Raw genomic sequence first — 18,402 nt, 5'->3', positions numbered from 1 at the left:
CCGCTACGAGCCGGTCGGACTCACATCGTCGGCTCGGTCCACGCGAGCTGGACGACCTCGGTGCCCCGGTCCCGGGTGACCATCCGGGCTCGCCCGGGCTCGGCCTGCTGCGGGCGCACGTTGCCGATCAGCACGCCCTCGTCACGGGGACCCGAGAGCATGATGCCCGGCATCGCCAGGTCCCGGAGCGACTGGATCACCGGCTCGTACAGCGCGCGGGACGCGCCACCCGCGCGTCGAGCCACGACCACGTGCAGCCCGGTGTCCCGCGCTTGGGCCAGCAGGGGCTGCAGCACCTGGGCGGGGGAGTTCTGCGAGGTGGCGACCAGGTCGTAGTCGTCGATCACCACGAAGACCTCGGCGCCGGTCCACCAGGTGCGGGTGCGCAGCTGCTCCGGGGTGACGTCGGGGCCGGGGAGCCGGTTCTGCAGGTACGCCGCCAGGTCCGTCAGCGCGGGCGCCGCCTGGGTGGCGCTGGTGAGGTAGTTGAGCAGGTACTCCTCGGGAACCTCGCCCAGCAGCGCTCGCCGGTAGTCCACGACGACGATCTGCGCCTCCTTGGGGGTCCGGGTGCGCATGACCTCCTGCAGGTAGTTGCGCAGCAGCGCGCTCTTGCCGGACTGGCCGTCGCCGAAGATGAGCAGGTGCTGCTCGGCGTCGGTGTCCAGGGTGACCGGGGCCAGCTCCTTCTCGTTGATGCCCAGGATGAGCTCGCGGCCCACCTGGCCGCGCCGGGCGGCGTCCTCGCGGATCTGGTGCAGGGTGATGCGCTCGGGGAGCAGACGCAGCTTGGGTCCGGCCGGGCCGTGCCAGGCGGCGGTGACGCGCTCGATCAGGTGGTCGACCCCGGGGCCCAGGGAGTCCGGGGACGGCTTGCCGTCGATCCTGGGCAACGCGCCCAGGAAGTGCAGCTTGCCCGGCACCAGGCCGCGGCCGGGACGTCCGGCCGGCACCAGGGCGGCGACCTTGCGGTCGATCTCGGAGTCGAGCGGGTCGCCGAGGCGCAGCTCCAGCCGTGAGCCGAGGATGTCGCGCATCGCGGCGCGGAAGTCCGCCCACCGGCTGGCGGCGGTGACCAGGTGCAGGCCGAAGGTCAGCCCGCGACCGGCCAGCTGCTGGATCTCCATCTCCAGGTCGTCGAACTCGGCACGCAGCGTGCCCCAGCCGTCGATGACCAGGTAGACGTCGCCGTAGCCGTCGTCCGCTGCGCCCTGGGCCCGTCGGTCGCGGTAGGTCTCGATCGAGTCGATGCCCTGCTCGCGGAAGTAGGCCTCGCGTCGGTCCACGATGCCGCTGACCTCGGCCATGATCCGGCGTACGACGTCCGGCTCGGCGCGCGTGCCGACCCCGGAGACGTGGGGCAGCCGGGCCAGCGGGGCGAACGTGCCGCCACCGAAGTCGAGGACGAAGAACTGCGACTCCAGGGGAGTGGTGGTCAGCGACAGGCTGGTCACGATCGAGCGCAGCATCGTGCTCTTGCCCGTGCGCGGTCCACCGACCACAGCCACGTGACCGGCGGCGCCGGTGAGGTTCAGGGTCAGGGTGTCGCGGCGCTGCTCGCGCGGCCGGTCGACCGTGCCCAGCGGCACCACGAGGCCCTTGATGCCCCGCCAGTGCGGCGAGACCAGCCCCAGCTGCGGGTCCTCGACCAGGTCGGGCATCAGGTCGTCGAGGGTGTCGGGCACGTCCAGCGGCGGCAGCCACACCTGGTGGGCCGGGGAGCCGTGGCCCACCATCCGCTCGACCGCGATGTCGAGCAGCGACGGCGCCTCGCCCTGCTGGCTCTTGGGTGCCGGGGCCTCCTCGACGTCGGCCTCCAGGGGCTCCAGGGCCTGCACCTCGGCGATCGAGAAGGGCAGGATCCCGCGGACGTGGCCGCCCTCGTCCCGGATCACCCGGGTGCGCCCGGCCGGCGGGCCGGAGACGTAGGCGGCCTTGAAGCGCAGCAGCGTGGACTGGTCGGGCTTGAGGAAGCCCAGTCCCGGCACCGCCGGCAGCTCGTAGGCGTCGGGGACGCCCAGGACGGTGCGCGACTCCCCGGCGGAGAAGGTGCGCAGACCCACCCGGTAGGACAGGTGGGACTCCAGGCCCCGCAGCCGTCCCTCCTCCAGGCGCTGGGAGGCCAGGAGCAGGTGGATGCCCATGGAGCGGCCCAGGCGGCCGATGGCCACGAACAGGTCGATGAACTCCGGCTTGGCGGTGAGCATCTCGGAGAACTCGTCGACGCAGATGAAGAGCGACGGCAGGGGGCGAGGTCCTCGCCGGCGGCGCGGGCCTTCTCGTAGTCGCGGATCGAGGCGTAGTTGCCGGCGGCGCGGAGCAGCTCCTGGCGGCGCACCATCTCACCGGACAGGGCGTCCTGCATGCGGTCGACGAGGGTGAGCTCCTCGGAGAGGTTGGTGATCACCGCGGAGACGTGCGGCATCTCCGACATCCCCGCGAAGGTCGCCCCGCCCTTGAAGTCGACGAGCACCATGTTGAGCTGCTCCGGCGGGTGCGTCATGGCGAGGCCGAGCACCAGGGTGCGCAGGAACTCCGACTTGCCGGACCCGGTGGCGCCGATCACCAGCCCGTGCGGCCCCATGCCCTGCTGGGCGGACTCCTTGATGTCCATGTGGATCAGCGAGCCACCGTCGCCCAGGCCGATCGGCACCCGTAGCCGGTCGCGGGCCGGGCGGGGGCGCCACGACGTGGTGGGGTCGAAGGTGTGGACGTCGCCCATCCCGAGCAGCTCCATGAAGTCCGACGGCCCGCTGATGTCGGTGCTGCCCTCGTCCGAGCCGGTGGAGACCACGTGCAGGGGGGAGAGACGACGGGCGAACGCCTCGGCGGTCGCCAGGTCGCACTGGTCGACCAGCGCCTTGACCGGCTCCTCGCGCAGCCGCAGGGCCAGCACCGGGCACTTGTCCTGGGAGGTCGGGGCGTCGGTGAACTCCAGCCGCAGCCGGCTGGCGTCCTCGAGCTCGTCCCAGCGCGCGGGCAGGTCGAGCAGCGTCACGCCGTGCAGCCCGTCGGGCGGCACCACGTGGTTGCCGGGCGGGAGGTGGCCGCCGTCGATGACCAGCAGGATGTGCGGGGTCGCCGGGCGCTCGTCGGCGCCGAAGCGGGGGCGGTCGTTGAGGTCCGGCGGCAGCAGCGCGCCGAGGTCCTCCAGGGAGGTGCTGACCATGCGCATCGGTCCGACCGCGTCGGACTCCTGGGCGCTCTGGGCGTGCGGCAGCCACTTGACCCAGTCCCAGTGGGTCAGGTTGGCCTCGGAGCACAGCACCGCCACGATCAGCTGCTCGGGGTTGTGGAAGGCGGTGGCGGAGCAGATCATCGCCCGTGCCGCGGACCGGGCCTCGTCCTCGGGGCCGCAGACCTCCACGCGGTCGAAGGCGCGCAGGTCCAGGGAGGCCGGGAGGTTGGGCTGGGTGCGGTGCACCACCAGCAGCCGGTGCAGCGCGGAGGCGGCGGCCGGGTCGACCTGGTCGACCGGGGCGCTCTCCGGCGGGATCAGCTCCAGCGACAACGGCTGGGCGCAGAGCCCGTAGCGCACGTGCAGGAAGTGCGGGTCTCCGGGACCGTGCTCCCAGACCCGGGTGCGCTCCTCGGCCAGCGAGGGCAGTGCGGTGGGCTCGGGGTGGTTCCAGGTCAGCGCCCGGCGCTGCTGGGCCGCGGCGTCGCGGGCCACCTTGCGGATCCCGGAGAGGTAGCGCAGGTACTCGGTGCGCGAGCCGGTGACCTGCTGGGCCCGCTGCTTCCGCTGCCGGTCGATCTGGACGACGATGAACCCCAGGGTGGCGAAGAGGAACATGCCGGCGGCCAGGAAGCTGCGTCCCCGGCCCGCACCGCCGCCGCCCATGGTGGCCACGAGCACGATCGAGCCGAGGCTGCCGAGCATCGGGATGGCGTTCATCAGGACGCCCGAGGCCCCCTCGTTGACCTGCAGCTCCGGGGGCGGCTGCAGCACGATCTGGCCGCCGGGCATCTCCGGGGCCTCCAGTCGGTGCCCGTTGCGCAGTGCGGTGCTCAAGCGTCCCCCTCGTCGACCCGTGTCGTGGTCGCGATGATGATAGGCGGACTTGACGACCCCCGTGCCACCTGCGGCAAGGCCGGTGAGCGACTACCCTGCGGTGCGGACGAGGCGAGGGGGCCAGATGAGCGAGACCAGGGCGGGCCTGGACCAGGCGCGCACGATCCTGCTGAGCGTCCACGGCCCCGTCGGCGTGCTCGACCTGGTCGTGCCCTCGGGTGCCACCGCGCACGACGTCGCTCGCGCCTACGCGACCCAGGCCCGGCTGCCGGCCATCCCGCTGATCCAGACCGCCCTGGGCGAGCTGGTGGTCGCGGACCGGCCGCTGGCCGACGTCGGGCTGGAGTCCGGCGACGTGGTCATCGCCGTCACCGGGTTCCACCGGGGGCGGGCGGCCCAGGGCGAGCGGTCGCCGTCCGACTCCGACCGGCCGGGCCCGGGTGCGGTGGCCGGAGCGGTCGCCGCAGCACTCGCGGCCGTCCTGGCCGGGTGGTTCGGCGGCTACGCCGAGTCGGAGGACCTGCGGTACGCCGTCGCCGCGGTGCTGCTCGTCTCCGGGCTGCTCGCCTCGTTCCCCGGCGGCCGGAGGGCGCGTCACCGCCAGGTCGCCGCGCCGGCGTTCGGGGCCGGGGCTGCCTGGGCGCTGCTGGCCGGCGAGGGCATCTACCAGGCGCCGGCGGTGCTCGCGGCGTGCGCGCTGGCGGCCGTCGCGCTGGCCGCCGTCTCCCGGACCCTGGGCGAGGACGAGGACCAGGAGCTGGTGGTCTGGATGGTGGCCGGGGTGATGGTGACGTGCGTGTGCGGCGCCGTACCGCTGCTGGAGCTGGACGCCCGGGTGGCCTGGGCGGTCCTGGTGGTGCTGGCCATGCTGGCCGCCCGCGCGGCGCCGTCGTTCGCGATCGACGTACCGGACCAGGCGCTGCTGGACCTGGACAAGCTCGCGGTGACCGCCTGGTCCGCCCGGGACCGGGGCGGCAAGGGTCGCCGCGGCCGCATGGTGGTGCCGGACTCGGCGGTCAAGGTGCTGGTCGGCCGGGGTACCCGCACCGTGACCGCGGCGGCGGCCGCCGTGCTGGTGGTGCTGGTGGTCGCGGCGCCCCAGCTGCTCCAGACCGCGGTGGTCGACGTCGACCTGATCGGTGCCCGGGTGCTGCTGCTGTGCGCCGGCGGGGCGATCCTCTTCGCCGCCCGCAGCTACCGGCACCGCACGGCGCAGGCGCTGCTGCGGCTGGCCGGCCTGTGGTGCCTGGGCCTGTTCGCGGTCGAGGTGCTCGGTGCCGCGAGCCCGGGCTGGCTGGTGACCGTGGTGGTCCTCAGCGTGCTGCTCGGGGCGATCATCCTGACCGCCGCGGTGGCGACCGGCCGTGGGTGGCGCTCGGTGTGGTGGGCGCGCAAGGCCGAGGTGGCCGAGACGCTGTGCGGTTCCTTCGGGATCGCCGCCGTGGTCGTCGCCTCGGGCCTCTTCCGATTCTTCTGGGAAATGAACTCTTGATGTTTACCGCGTCTGCCCCGGGGTAGATCAGCGTTGTCCGGGGGTCGGGACGTCTCCCCGAGAACCAGGCGGGAGGCCACAAGGCCTGCCATCCACAAGAAGCTTTGCGGCGAGAACCGCAGAGGGGGAAGGAAAGTCATGTCTGAATCTTCGGGGCTCTCAGCCCGCGAAAGGTCCTTGATCGACGCAGCGACCGCCGTGAACTCGGCGCGCAGCGAGGTCACGCAGCTCTGCAAGGGTCTCAGCGACCGCATCGCCGGGATGGGCCAGCAGTGGGGCGGCCAGGGAGCCACCGCGTTCCACCAGCTGCACACCGCCTGGCAGGAGAAGCAGAACAAGATCGTCAGCGCACTCGACAACTTCGAGCAGTCCCTGCAGCAGACGGACAAGGACAACAAGGCCACTGACGAGGCCCAGGCCCAGGCTTCCTCCAACCTCATGAACCGCCTCGGCTGACGCCGAGAGACCAGGGAGAACAGACATGTCTTTCGACGGCATCCGCGTCAACCACGGCGTCCTCGAGCAGGCTGCGGCCGACCTCAAGACCTACGCCGGCAAGATCGACAACCGGCTCAACGACCTCGAGGGCCAGCTCAAGCCCCTGCAGTCGGACTGGACCGGTTCGGCCAAGGAGTCCTACCACGTGGCGAAGACCCAGTGGGACAAGGCGATCGCCGAGATGATCCAGCTCCTCGAGCAGGTCTCGGTCGCCGTGGGCGAGTCCAACACCGAGTACAAGAACGCCGACGCCCGAGGCGCCGGTCGCTTCGCCTGATCAGCCACACAAAGGAGGCCGACCGTCCGTAGGGGCGGTCGGCCTCCTTGTGTCCGTAGGTGCCCTTATGGTTGGCCCGAACGTCAGCGGGTTGTGGATCGACGAGTGGGGATGACGAGATGAGCCAGACGGCAGCCAGCACCTCAGGACTGGTGCGCGTGACGGTGACCTCGGGGTCCAGGCGGGTCGACCTGGTGCTGCCCTCGGCCGTCCCGGTGGCCGAGCTGGTGCCGGAGCTGGCCCGCAGCGTCGGCCTGCTGGACGCCTCCACCGTCTACGGCGGATACCGCCTGGTCACCCAGGACGGGCGCCAGCTCAGCAACGACGCGGGCCTCTCCATCCAGGGCGTGGAGGACGGCGGGGTGCTGGCGGTGGCCGCCGGCTACCGCGACGAGCCGCAGCGCGTCTACGACGACGTGGTCGAGGCGATGGCGGACGTCGTGGAGCACGAGCTGAGCCCGTGGGAGCCCACCGCTGGCCGCCGTACCGCCCTGTGGGCGGCCTCGCTGCTCCTGGTGCTGGGCGCGGTCGCACTGCTCATGCAGGGCGACACCCTGCTGGGCGGGGTCGCGGCAGCCGTGATCGCCGGCCTGATGGTCACCGGCGCGGTCGTCCTGGCCCGTGCCCAGGACGAGCCCCAGGCGGCCGTCACGGTCGCGCTGCTCGCGTGCGTGTACGCCGCGGTGGCCGGTCTGGTGCTCGCGCCCGACGACCTCGGGTCGTGGCAGTGGCCGCTGCCGGACGGCCTCCTCGGCCTGCCCCTGGTGTGCGCCGGCATCGCCGTGCTGGCCACGGGTGCGGTCGCCGCGGTCGGCCTGGACGAGGGTCGTGTGCTGATCATCCCGGCCGTGGTGCTCGGCGCGCTCGTCGCGGCCGCCGGCACGGTGATCATGCTGCTGGACGCCGACCCGGCCGTGGTCATGACCGTGATGCTCACCGTCGTGGTGGTCCTGGGCAACGTCTTCCCCTGGCTGGCGCTGGGCGCCACCGGCACCAAGGTGGAGCAGATCTACACCCTCGCCGACGTGACCGCGGACCCCGACGAGATCGACCGCGACCGGGTCGCCGCCGACGCCCGGGTCGCGCACGAGATCCTGCTGGCCGTCGCCGCCACCGTGGGCGCCCTGCTGGTGCTGGTGGCGCCGCTGGCGGTCGGCCTGGGGGTCTCCGGGACCCTCCTGGTGGTGATGAGCTCGGTGGCCGTGATGCTCCGCACCCGTCAGTACCGCACCGGCTCCGAGGTGCTGGCCGGTCTGGTCTCGGGCATCGCGGGCCTGGTCGCGGTCGCGGTCTCGGTGCTGTTCCTGCACTCCGACTGGCGGGCCGCCTCGGCCATCGTGCTGGCAGTGGTGGGTGCGGTGCTGCTGGTGATGACCCTGGCCCCGCCGTCCGCCTCGGTGCGCCGCGGCCGGATCGGCGACGTGGTGGAGAGCGTCGCGCTGCTCTCGCTGCTGCCGTTGCTGGTGCTGGCCGTGGGCCTCTTCGAGCGGATCAGGGGCTGACTCGTGGCCACGAAGAAGGAGCTCGTCGAGGCCTACCAGTTCAGCCGGCGCCGGCTGGTCACCGCCTTCCTCAGTGGCGCCCCGGGCGGGCGCGAGGTCGAGCCGACGAAGCCCACCAAGAGCCTGGTCGGCGGGGTCGCGCTGGCCGTGCTGCTGTGCGCCGGCGGCGGAGTGGCCGGGTTCCTGGGCGGGCGTCCGGACTCCAACTGGAAGTCCGAGGGCAGCTTCATCATCTCCAAGGACACCGGCGACCAGTACGTCGTGCTCAGCGGCGGTGACGACGCCGCGATCCAGCGCGTCCCCAACTTCATCTCCGGCCAGCTGCTCCTGGGCACCGCCGAGCCCGAGGTCTTCTCGGTCAAGGACAAGTACATCCGCTCGGTCGCGCTCGGCTCCGACCTCGGGATCGAGAGCGCGCCGGCCGGGCTGCCCCCCGGGGACGCCTTGATCCAGACCGGCTGGACCGCCTGCACCGCCGAGGGGCGCGGGGTGAAGATCAACGTCGCTGCCCAGCCGGACGTCACCGAGCGCAGCGGCGGAGCGTTCGTGGTGCGCACCGGCGGCCGGCTCACCTGGCTGATCGCCCAGAGCCCCGGCGGCCCGGCGTACCGGTTCGAGCTGCCCGCCAACCCGACCGCGCAGTCGACGCTGCTCGACGCCCTGGGGTTCGGGGCCAGCTCCCTGGCGCCCGAGGTCAGCGACGAGTGGCTCAACCTCTTCCCGCTGGGCCCGGCGCTGACCCGGCAGGCCTTCGGCGTCGCCGATACCGGCCGGGCGGCGACCTACCCCGGCCTGCGCACCGACCTCACCGGGTTCCTCGTCGGCGACCTGGTGCAGACCCCCGAGGGCGGCTACTACCTGCTCGGGGACGACTCCCCGCAGCGCCTGAGCGAGTTCCCCGCGCTGGTCTACTCAGCCCTGGTGGCACCCCCCAAGGAGCTCTCCTCCGCGCTCTCGGCCAACTTCGACCCGCCCGACCACCCGGTCGAGTGGCCGAGCCTGCGCCCGACGCCGGTGACGGACGGCGAGATGTGCGGCCTGCTCCAGGAGGATGACGGCGCCAGCTTCGTGGTGCTGGCAGACCAGCCCGGCGAGGACGCCAGCGCCGAGAGCCTGCGGCCGGGCAGCAAGGACGTGGACGTGGAGCCCTCGGGTGGCGCCTACGTCCTCTCCGGCTCGGACCTGACCACGGACTCCGGGTCGCCGTTCGTGGTGGACGCCAAGGGCGCCAAGTACGCCCTCGTCGGGCCCTCGGTCGCCGAGTTCATCGGCTACGGCGAGGTGGACGCCCCCGTGGTCCCGGACTCGTGGATGAGCTTCTTCTCCGACGGTGTCGAGCTCTCGGTCAACGCGGCGCGGCGGCTGCCCGAGGACGCCAGCGACGACGCGGCGGTCCAGTGATGTCTCCGGCCCCCAGGCGCTGGGTGGCGGGCTCGGCGGCCCTGGTGCTGGCCGGGCTGGGGCCCGTCTGGCTCGCGCCGGCCGCGTCGGCCACCGACGAGGGCGAGAACCCGTGCGACCCGCAGATCGTGATGGCGACACCGCGGAGCATCGACACCTTGGCAGAGCAGAGCGCGCCGGCGGTGCGGATGCACGTGGCGCAGGCCCACCGCATCACCCGGGGCGCCGGCGTCACCGTCGCGGTGGTGGACAGCGGCGTGGGGGCCGGGTTGGGGATGGACGTGGTGCAGGAGTCCGTCCCGGGCTTCGGCGGTCCGCTGCTGTCGGGGCACGGCTCCATCGTGGCGGGGCTGATCGCCGGCGAGCACGGTGTCGCCCCCGACGCGCGCATCCTGTCGATGCGGGTGCTGGACAAGAACGACCCCGACGTCGAGGAGGGCGAGCGCCCGGTCACCTCCACCTCCCTGGCCGCCGGCCTCAACCGGCTCGCCGACCTGCACGGGCGGATCCCGTTCGGGGTCGTCAACATCTCGCTCACCATGCCCCTGCCGGACCCGGTGCTGAAGGCGGCGGTCAAGCGCCTGCAGCAGAGGGACGTCGTGGTGGTGGCAGCGGCCGGGAACGCGCCGGCCGAGGAGAGCAGCGCGTATCCGGGGACTCCCGACAGCGACGCGGAGGTCTATCCCGCCGACTACCCGGGCGTGCTGGGAGTCAGCGCGGTCGGTCCCGGCGGCGACACCGACCTGCGCCCCTACGTGCGCCCCAACAAGCAGACCGACGTGGCCGCACCCACCCTCGGTGCCCTCTCGGTGAACCTCAACGGCCAGAAGTGCCAGGTCAGCGAGGAGATCGCCACCTCGTACGCCGCCGCGCAGGTCAGCGGCGTGGTCGCCCTGCTGCGCGCCCGCTTCCCGCGGGAGACCGCCAAGCAGGTGGTGGCGCGCCTGGTCCGCACCGCCGAGGGATCCGACCTGCGACCCAACCCGTGGACCGGGGCGGGGGTGGTCCAGGCAGCCGATGCCCTGACCCACCAGCTGGCGCCCCGCCGCAACGGACAGCTCTCCCGGAGCGAGGCGGAGCCGCGGTCCGACGCCACGGCTCCTCCCGCGCCGGTGCGGGAGGACGTGCACGGCCCGTCGCGCCACATGCTGCTCTGGTTCGCCCTGGTGCTGGGTGCCGTGGTCGCCCTGGCATTCGTGACGCGTCCCCTGCTGCGCCGGCTGTCCTGAGACGCGGGGTTTCGACCTCCGGTACTTGGGGGTAACTGTCCTGGGCGGGGTCACCCCTTACAGGAAGCAGGCACCATGAGAAGCATCATCGGGATCATCGTCGTCGTGTGGCTCATCATCGGCTGCGTCGCCGCATTCCAGCGCGGCTACTTCGGCGACGACCGCGACGTGAGCTGCAAGTCCGCGGGCGACACCGCCCTCACGATTGTGGCGGGGCCACTGAACTACCTGGGTGCCAACCCCAAGATCAAGTGCGACGACGTGAAGCTGCCGCAGCCCTCGAAGTGACCCCGGCGGTCACTCGGCGGGAGTCGAGGCCTGAACCGTCTTCACGGCGTTGCGGGTCACGGTCTTCTTCCGGGCGACCTGCTTGGCGGGCGCCTGCTCGCCGGCCTCGGCTGCGGCGGGAGCAGCCGGGGCCGTGCTGGGCTCGGCGCTGACGTCGGGCTTGGCTGCGGCCTTCTTGGTCGTGCGGCTGGAGGCGGCGCGCTTGCGCGTGGTCTTCTTGGCCGGCGGTGCCGTTGCCTCCGGTGCCTCTGCCTGTGCCGGGGCCTCGGGCGTGGCCTCCGGAGCGGTCACGGGTGCCGTCTCGGCGGACGGCGCCCCTGCCTGGCGGCTGGCCGACTTGCGGGTGCGGGTCTTGCGGGCGGGCGTCGTCGGGGCGGAGTCGGCCTCGGGGGCCGACACCTCGGCCGGGGCCACGACCGGGGTGCTGGCGGGAGTGCTCGGGGCCTGCTCCGGGGCCTGCTCCGGGGCACTGGTGGACTCGCTGGCAGGTGCCGCAGGTGCGTCCTCGGCGTGCCCGCGTCGCGACGACCGGCTCGACCGGGTGGCGGGCTTCTCGCTCGCCCGCTCTGCCTGGGGCTCGTGCTTCTCGGACCGGTCCTGCTTGTCCGACCTGTCGGCCTGACGCTCCCGGACCCGGACCTGCTGGCCGGCGACGCGCTGCACCTCGAAGAGGCCGATCTCGCTGATCAGGTCGACGAGCTTGCTGTAGCCCCAGTTGCGGGAGTCGAAGTCCGGTGCCTGCTTGGCCACGTGCGAGCCCACGCCGCCCAGCGCGGCCCAGCCGTCGTCGTCGGAGTTGGCGTCGATGCCGTCGCGCAGCAGCTGCACGAGCTTGCGGTCCTTGTGCAGCTCGTTCGGGCTGCGTCGCTTGGGGGCGGCGGGGGAGGAGGACGAGTCGGCCTCGGGCTGCTGAGCCTTCTCCTTGGTGCGCAGGACGTCGAGGTAGACGAACTTGTCGCAGGCGGCCACCAGGGGCTTGGGGGTCTTGGGCTCGCCGAAGCCGTAGACGGTCATCCCGGACTCGCGCAGCCGGGAGGCGAGCTTGGTGAAGTCGCTGTCGGAGGAGACCAGGCAGAAGCCGTCGAGGTTGCCGGTGTAGAGCAGGTCCATCGCGTCGATGATCAGCGCGCTGTCGGTGGCGTTCTTGCCGGTGGTGTAGCTGAACTGCTGCATCGGCTGGATCGCGTGGGAGTTGTTGGCGTCCTTCCACCCGGACAGCCGCGGCGTCGTCCAGTCGCCGTACGCCCGCTTGACGGTCGCAGTGCCGTACTTCGCGATCTCCGCCAACAGGTCGGCGACGATCGCGGGGGTGGTGTTGTCGGCATCGATGAGCACCGCGAGCTTCGGGGAATTTGTTCCAGCCATTCTGGGAGCCTATTCCCCAGGCGTCCCGACCCTGGCAGTAGGCGGTGTTCGCGGCCCGGGCGGCACTAGGCTCCGGCCCCGGGGGGGGCATGCGTGCCCAGCACGACGAGACGCAGGGGACCGAGTGGAGAGACAGCATGCCGACCGGTGGATCCTCTCGGGCGCCGCGCTCTGCGTGGCCCTCGCCGTGACGCTGGGCGTCATCGGGGATCGCGCGGACGACGGTGGCGGCACGGTGCCCGACCCAGCACCGTGGGCCGGGCAGCAGTCGTCCCACGAGTCCGTAGACCGGGTGCTTGCCGCCCTGGGAGCCGACCGGGTCTACGCCATGGTCGGAGAGGACGTGATGCGCGCCGACCTCGGCGTGGTCGCCGACGGGCGGGTGGCGCCACCGGAGCTGAGGGGACGTGGGCTAAGGCTGCTGTCCAACCTGTCCGGCAACGGGAAGGACGTCGTCCTCGCGGGCGCCGCCACGTCCTCTGATGACGCCGGGTTCGCCACCGACAGCTCGTACCGCCTGGTCGACGGCAAGTCCCTGGTGCCTCTTCCCGTCGCCCCGCGACGGCTGTTCGCCCCCACCGTCGCCGCCGACGGAGCGATCTTCGCCATCGCTGCGGAGAGAGGCTTCTGGCGGCTGCCCCCACGCGCGGAGAGGTGGCAGAGGGACCCACGGCTGCTGCGCGAGGACATCGGGCCGGTGGCCGCGGCGCCCTCGGGTCAGCTCTTCACGGTGACCCGGCCCGCCAGCCGAGCCGCTCGGCTGGTCAGGCTGTCCGGGAGCCGCGGAATCCGCCGGTTGGGGCCGATCCACTGCTCCTACGGCGTGGTGCCCGCACCGAGTGGAGAGCTGCTGCTGACCCAGAGCTCGTCGCTGGAACGAGTGCGTCGAAACCCGGGCTGCGACTGGTCCTACGTGGTGGACCTACGGGGTCGGGACCGGGTGACGGTTCCCGCCGGCTGGGACGCCCTGGCCTGGTCCGCGGACTCCTCCGCCCTGCTGGTGACCCGGGAGCGGGAGATCGCCGTGTGGACGCTCGAGGGCGAGTTCCTGGCTTCCGCCGACGCGGACACCCGACTGTTTGCAGCCACGCCGGTGTACGCCGACCGGTAGCGAGCCCAGGGACGGCTGGTCTAGCCGACGGTCCGCCGGTCCGCCAGCAACGCGTTGACCAGCTCGACCGCCTCCTCGGGCCGCTCCACCGTCACCGCGAACTCCGAGCCGGTGCGCAGCGAGAGCACCAGGCCAGGTCCGCGCCGGACCACGGCGGCGCGGCCGCGGGTGCTGATCCGGTAGCCCCAGCCACCCCAGCGCAGTGGCTCGATCTGCTCGACCCGCGCCCCGGCAAGGGTGTCCAGCGGCAGTCGGTGGCGCAGGAAGCGGAGGGGGCCCCAGGTCACGGTCACCGCCTCGCGGTCCACGCGCACCGTCAGGTAGTGCATGAGCGAGAGCAGCAGTGCCACGCCGAGAGTGGTCAGGCCGGCGGAGGAGGACCAGATCGTCAGGACGGCGCCAGCGGTCGCGGCCACCGAGGCGAGACCGAGCAGCACCCGCGAGCGCGCCTGCCCGACCCAGACGACCAGCTCGTCCTCGCCCAGGGCGAGGCTCGAGTGCGGAGGTCCGACCGGGACCTCACCGCTCTGGCGGGGGAGGAGCCACCAGAGCGCGGCCGCGGCCGCCACCGGCAGGACCAGCACCACAGCCACCCACTGGTAGCCCAGGTCCACCTCGCCCGCCGAGGTCGCGCCGCGGGCGTTGACCATCACCGTGAGGTAGACGCTCGGCAGCAGCCAGGCCAGCCAGCCGGCGCCCACGACGACCTCGGTGATCCGCAGGTGGGCGCGGGCTGCGAGCACGGCCAGACCGATCAACGAGCCGATCGCTGCGACTCCGCCCACCACCAGGGTGAACGTCGTCAGGGACATGGTGCCGTCGACCTCGTCGGCGCCGTCCCAGTGCGTGGGCACCGGGTCCGGCACCGCGTTCGCGTACCGGATCCACAGGAGCAGGACGGCGAGGGGGGCGGCCAGGAGGATCGTCGCCGCCACCGCGACGCGCGGGGTCTTGGTCATGGTTGGACCTTTCGGATCTCGTCGATGAGCTGCTCGCGGGACAGGCCCATGCGAGCGGCGCTGCGCACCAGCTCGTGCACCTGCTCCAGCAGCTGGGCGCCGAGCTGGACGCCGGGGTGGCTGCCGGGGGTCGTGCTCCCGGTGGGCCCGGCGTCGGTGCGGACGTGAACCCCACGGCCCCGTCGTACCTCCAGCAGCCCCTCGTCCCGCAGGACGGCGTAGGCCCGCAGCACGGTGTGCATGTTGACGTCGAGTCCGGCGGCCAGCTCCCGGGCCGGTGGCAGCTTCTCACCCGGTGCGAGTCCGCCGGTGGCGATGGCGCGGCGTACCTGCCCCGCGATCTGGTCGGCGAGGCCCGCACTGCTGTGCGGGTCGAGACGGATCAACATAGTTTGCATCGTACTAGAACAAATAATTCACCGATACGTCGGTGGCCTCTGGGGACTGTGGCCGAGGACCGGGGTGGATTTCCCACCTCTCGGCACCGGAGTCGCTAGCCTCTGACGGCCGGACACGCGCGTGGCCGCCGAGCGCTCAGGAGGCAGTCGTGGTGAACCGGGGCCGTCCCGTCCTGCTCCTGGGATCCGGCGCCGCCGCGCTGGACACCCTGGCGCAGAGCCTGCTGGCCGCCCCTGGCACCTGGGACGCGACCAACACACCGCTGAAGGAGCTGGCCGACGCCCCGCCCCCCGCGGAGGTACCCGCCGGAGTCCCCGCGCGTGCGGTGACCACCGTGGGCCCGGGTGACCTCGACGCGCTGCCGGACGGGCTGCCGGACGAGGCCGACTACGTCCTGCTGCACCACACCCCCCACGGGCTGGACGACGCGGAGCTGGCCGAGTGGGCGGCCGCGACCACCGCCGCGTTGGACCTGCTGGAGCGGCTCCCGACCGGGGCGTGGCTGGTGGTCGACCAAGACGACCTGCTCGCCGAGCCGGAGAACGGGGTCCAGCGACTCTTCGACCACCTGGGGCTGGGCTGGCACTCCCGGTGCTCCTGGCCGTGGCACGAGCTGGCTGCCCGCACCTCCGTGGGTACGCCGGCAGCAGCGGCGGGCGCCGTACCGGAAGCCGCGGTGGCCCCGCTCGTGGAGCGGGTGCGCCGGCACCTGGCCACCGTCGACCCGAGCCTCGCGCCGACCACCACCCCGGGAAGCCTGAGCGCGGTCGACCACGGGCTCGGCCGGGTGCTGCGCTCGCTCGGGTGCTCGCTGGCGGTCTCGACGTACCAGTCCAACCGGCTGGTGGTGCTGCGCGACGACGGCGGGCGGCTCGGGGTGCACCTGCGCGCCTTCGACCGTCCGATGGGCATCGCCACCACCCCGGACGGCCTGGCGCTGGGGGTCCGCTCGGAGGTCCTGGACTTCCGGGACTTCCCTGCCGCCGCGCAGAACCTGGAGCCCCAGGGGAAGCACGACGCCTGCTTCCTGCCACGCAACTCCCACGTGACGGGGGACATCGCGGTGCACGACCTGGCGATGGGACGCGACGGCCTGTGGCTGGTGGCGACCAGCTTCAGCTGCCTGGCGACCCTGGATGCCGCCCACAGCTTCGTGCCTCGCTGGCAGCCGCCCTTCGTCACCGCCCTGGCACCGCAGGACCGGTGCCACCTCAACGGCCTCGCCCTGGTCGACGGGGTACCGCGCTACGTCACCGCCCTGGGGGTCTCCGACTCCGCCGGCGGGTGGCGTGCGGAGAAGGCGACGGGCGGCGTCCTGCTGGAGGTGCCCAGCGGCAGGGTGGTGCTCGAGGGCCTGTCGATGCCGCACTCGCCGCGGTGGCACGACGGACGCCTCTACGTGCTGGAGTCCGGGCGCGGTCGCCTGCTCGAGTGCGACCCCGCCACCGGCACGACCCGCGTGGTGGCGGAGCTTCCCGGGTTCACCCGCGGTCTCTCCTTCGTCGGCCAGGTCGCCTTCGTGGGGACCTCGCAGGTGCGCGAGACCGCCACCTTCGGCGGCCTCCCGATCTCCGCGCTGCCTCGCCGCGAGTGCGGCGTGTGGGCGATCGACCTGCGCAGCGGGGAGGTCGTCGGCTCGGTCCGGTTCGAGGACCGGATCCAGGAGGTTTTCGACGTCGCCGCACTGCCCGGCATCCGGTTCCCGGAGATCGGGGAGCCCGGCAGCGACCTGGTCCGTACCTCCTGGTTCGTGCCGGCGCCCGGCTGAGAACGCGGTCTCGAAAAGGCGCTAGCGCTTCCCCCGGGCTCGGACTGTGGTTACTCTCCGGTTGGCCGCCCTCCGGGGCAACGATTGCGGGGGGACCGCCATGACGACTCGACAGCGCCAGCGACTGCTTCGCCGGAGACGCGCGGCGTCCACCCGGAACAGGACCCGTGGGCGCGCCCTGGTCACCGGGAGCGTGCTGGGGGCCGCGGCACTCGTGGTTCCCGCGCCTGCCGCGCACGCCGCCCCGGGCACCGTCCCGTCCCTGGTCGCCGACATCTCCGAGGGCCGCTCCAGCAGCGGTGTCGAGGACGTCGTCGCCCTCGGGGCACGCGTCTTCTTCTCCGCGCGGGACGGGTCCCACGGCCGCGAGCTGTGGACCTCCGACGGCACGCCCGGCGGCACCCGGCTGGTCAAGGACATCTACCCCGGCGTCGGCGGCTACGTGGACGACTTGGCCGTCATGGGCGGCACCCTCTACTTCCGCGCCGACAGCACGAGCGGTTCGGGTCTGTGGAAGTCCGACGGCACCGCCGCCGGCACCACGCTGGTCGCCGCCACGCCGTCATCGCCCCGGGACGTCACGGTGGTCGGAGGCACGCTCTTCTTCACCTCCGCCGACGGCACCCGCGGCCGGGAGCTGTGGGCCTCCGACGGCACCACCGCCGGCACGCGGATGGTGGCCGACATCAACCCGCTCACCCAGGGTGCCTACGGAGAGTCGAGTGATCCCTACTCCCTCACCGCGGTTGGCGGCACCCTCTTCTTCTCTGCCAACGACGGCACCCGCGGCCGGGAGCTGTGGGCCTCCGACGGCACCGCTGCCGGCACCAGGCGGCTCACCGACCGCCCGGGAATCGGCGCGTACGACTACGAGCTGGCGGAGCTCACCGACGTCGGGGGCACCCTCTACTTCACCGATGCCGACGACCCCCGTGGCCAGGAGCTCTGGACCTCCGACGGCACCGCGGCGGGCACCCGACTCGTCGTCGACCTCTATCCCGGCGCGCACGTCTACGACGGGGAGACCTACGCCAACTCCAGTAGCCCCTCCGGCCTGACCGACGTGGGCGGAGATCTCTACTTCGGCGCCTGGGACAGCCGCGGACCCGGTCTGTGGCGGTCCGACGGCACGGCGGCCGGGACCACGAGGGTGGCCGCGGTCGACCCGGGGAGCCTGACTCCGGTGGGTGGCACCCTGTTCTTCAACGGGTGGGCGGACGACGCCGGGCGGGAGCTCTGGACCTCCGACGGCACCACCGCCGGGACCCGGATGGCGGTCGACCTGCGCCTGGGCGCCTACACCTATGTGGGTGACGGCTACTCGTACTCGTACCCGAACTCCAGCTCTCCCCGCTACCTCACCGACGTGGGCGGCACCCTGTTCTTCTCGGCGTACGACGGAACCCGCGGCCGCGAGCTGTGGATGTCGGACGGCACGCTCGGCGGCACCGGCGTCTTCGACCTGTGGCCGGGGGCCGACTACAGCGATCCCGACAACCTGGTCGCCGCCGGCGGCACCCTCTTCTTCACCGCGAACGACGGGGTGCACGGCCACGAGCTGTGGGCTGTCCGGCCCGACGGCTCCCTGCCGCCCGGCACCCCGGGAGTCCTGCCCGCCCCGCCGGTCACGACACCGGCTCCGCCGTCGGCGCCGGCTCCCCCGACGCCCGCGCCTCCCGCACCGGTTCCTCAGGTCGCACCGCCCGACACGCGGGTCGTCGGCGTGACCGTGCTCGGCAAGACCAAGCAGAGGCAGGGCAAGAAGCTGAAGATCAGCGTCAAGGCCCGCGCCGCCGAGACCGTCACGACCACTGCCACCGGCAAGATCACGGCCAAGGGACTCAAGGGGGTCGCGCTGAAGCCGGCGAAGGCCACCAGCACGATCGGCCAGCTGGGCATTCTCGACCTGGTGGTCTCCAAGAAGCTGGCCGCCAAGGTGAAGAAGGCTCTCAAGCGCTACCGCAAGGCTCCCAAGGCCCAGCGCAAGAAGCTCGAGGTCAAGGCCGTCGTACAGCTGGTCATCACCGACGTCGCCGGCAACAAGCAGACGGAGACTCGGAGGATCCAGCTTCGCTGATCGGCGATCGTCTTCGCCCGG

15 protein-coding genes are annotated in these 18,402 nt (G+C 72.6%); 10 read left to right on the top strand and 5 right to left on the bottom strand.

Translation table 11 applies throughout. The features are described 5' to 3' along the window. Positions 1-20: 20 nt before the first annotated feature. Both eccCb and eccCa read right to left on the bottom strand, forming a co-directional pair. Complete coding sequence (eccCb, locus tag C0R66_RS19705) at positions 21-1,736, bottom strand: type VII secretion protein EccCb (RefSeq protein ID WP_241901683.1); 1,716 nt, start codon at positions 1,734-1,736, stop codon at positions 21-23. Positions 1,737-1,891: 155 nt separating this feature from the next. Continuing rightward, complete coding sequence (gene eccCa, locus C0R66_RS19700; RefSeq protein WP_241901495.1) at positions 1,892-4,015, bottom strand: type VII secretion protein EccCa; 2,124 nt, start codon at positions 4,013-4,015, stop codon at positions 1,892-1,894. Positions 4,016-4,139: 124 nt separating this feature from the next. Here eccCa and C0R66_RS16740 point away from each other — a divergent pair, with 124 nt between their 5' ends. From C0R66_RS16740 to C0R66_RS16710, 7 genes are all read left to right on the top strand, one after another. Further along, positions 4,140-5,507, top strand: a complete 1,368-nt coding sequence (locus C0R66_RS16740) for a hypothetical protein (RefSeq protein WP_101525653.1) — start codon at positions 4,140-4,142, stop codon at positions 5,505-5,507. 138 nt (positions 5,508-5,645) lie between these two features. Then, positions 5,646-5,963, top strand: coding sequence for a WXG100 family type VII secretion target (locus C0R66_RS16735; RefSeq protein WP_101525652.1), 318 nt, complete (start codon positions 5,646-5,648; stop codon positions 5,961-5,963). 25 nt (positions 5,964-5,988) lie between these two features. Then, positions 5,989-6,282 carry a WXG100 family type VII secretion target gene (locus C0R66_RS16730; RefSeq protein WP_101525651.1) on the top strand — a complete coding sequence of 98 codons (294 nt, stop codon included), beginning with the start codon at positions 5,989-5,991 and terminating at the stop codon, positions 6,280-6,282. 119 nt (positions 6,283-6,401) lie between these two features. After that, on the top strand, positions 6,402-7,784 hold the full coding sequence (eccD, locus tag C0R66_RS16725) for a type VII secretion integral membrane protein EccD (protein WP_101525650.1): 1,383 nt from the start codon (positions 6,402-6,404) through the stop codon (positions 7,782-7,784). A gap of 3 nt (positions 7,785-7,787) precedes the next feature. Further along, complete coding sequence (locus C0R66_RS16720; RefSeq protein ID WP_101525649.1) at positions 7,788-9,185, top strand: type VII secretion protein EccB; 1,398 nt, start codon at positions 7,788-7,790, stop codon at positions 9,183-9,185. Further along, the gene (locus C0R66_RS16715; protein ID WP_101525648.1) at positions 9,185-10,414 is read left to right on the top strand and encodes a S8 family serine peptidase; all 1,230 of its coding nucleotides are present in this window, start codon (positions 9,185-9,187) and stop codon (positions 10,412-10,414) included. The genes C0R66_RS16720 and C0R66_RS16715 overlap by 1 nt, the downstream gene beginning before the upstream one ends. Positions 10,415-10,489: 75 nt before the next feature. Continuing rightward, on the top strand, positions 10,490-10,702 hold the full coding sequence (locus C0R66_RS16710) for a hypothetical protein (protein ID WP_101525647.1): 213 nt from the start codon (positions 10,490-10,492) through the stop codon (positions 10,700-10,702). 9 nt (positions 10,703-10,711) lie between these two features. On the opposite strand, the gene C0R66_RS16705 is transcribed toward C0R66_RS16710, so the two are convergent. Continuing rightward, complete coding sequence (locus C0R66_RS16705; RefSeq protein ID WP_101525646.1) at positions 10,712-12,067, bottom strand: NYN domain-containing protein; 1,356 nt, start codon at positions 12,065-12,067, stop codon at positions 10,712-10,714. A 124-nt stretch (positions 12,068-12,191) separates the two neighbouring features. Between C0R66_RS16705 and C0R66_RS16700 the strand changes: the two genes are divergently transcribed. Next, the gene (locus tag C0R66_RS16700) at positions 12,192-13,178 is read left to right on the top strand and encodes a hypothetical protein (protein WP_101525645.1); all 987 of its coding nucleotides are present in this window, start codon (positions 12,192-12,194) and stop codon (positions 13,176-13,178) included. A gap of 20 nt (positions 13,179-13,198) precedes the next feature. On the opposite strand, the gene C0R66_RS16695 is transcribed toward C0R66_RS16700, so the two are convergent. Both C0R66_RS16695 and C0R66_RS16690 read right to left on the bottom strand, forming a co-directional pair. Then, positions 13,199-14,137 (bottom strand): hypothetical protein, encoded by a 939-nt coding sequence (locus C0R66_RS16695; RefSeq protein WP_101525644.1) that lies wholly within the window; start codon positions 14,135-14,137, stop codon positions 13,199-13,201. After that, entirely contained in the window at positions 14,134-14,526 is a 393-nt protein-coding gene (locus tag C0R66_RS16690; protein WP_101525643.1) for a GntR family transcriptional regulator, read from the bottom strand. The genes C0R66_RS16695 and C0R66_RS16690 overlap by 4 nt, the downstream gene beginning before the upstream one ends. 158 nt (positions 14,527-14,684) lie before the next feature. On the opposite strand from C0R66_RS16690, the gene C0R66_RS19695 reads away from it, so the two are divergent. Together C0R66_RS19695 and C0R66_RS16680 are read left to right on the top strand one after the other, a co-directional pair. Further along, entirely contained in the window at positions 14,685-16,304 is a 1,620-nt protein-coding gene (locus C0R66_RS19695; RefSeq protein ID WP_241901494.1) for a TIGR03032 family protein, read from the top strand. 100 nt (positions 16,305-16,404) lie between these two features. Further along, a complete protein-coding gene (locus C0R66_RS16680; RefSeq protein WP_101525642.1) occupies positions 16,405-18,381 on the top strand; it encodes an ELWxxDGT repeat protein in 1,977 nt (658 codons plus the stop codon). Positions 18,382-18,402 lie beyond the last annotated feature (21 nt).

The sequence above is a fragment of the Nocardioides houyundeii genome (assembly GCF_002865585.1).
GTDB classification, from domain to species: domain Bacteria; phylum Actinomycetota; class Actinomycetes; order Propionibacteriales; family Nocardioidaceae; genus Nocardioides; species Nocardioides houyundeii.
This window is presented reverse-complemented; position numbering and strand designations above follow the sequence as displayed.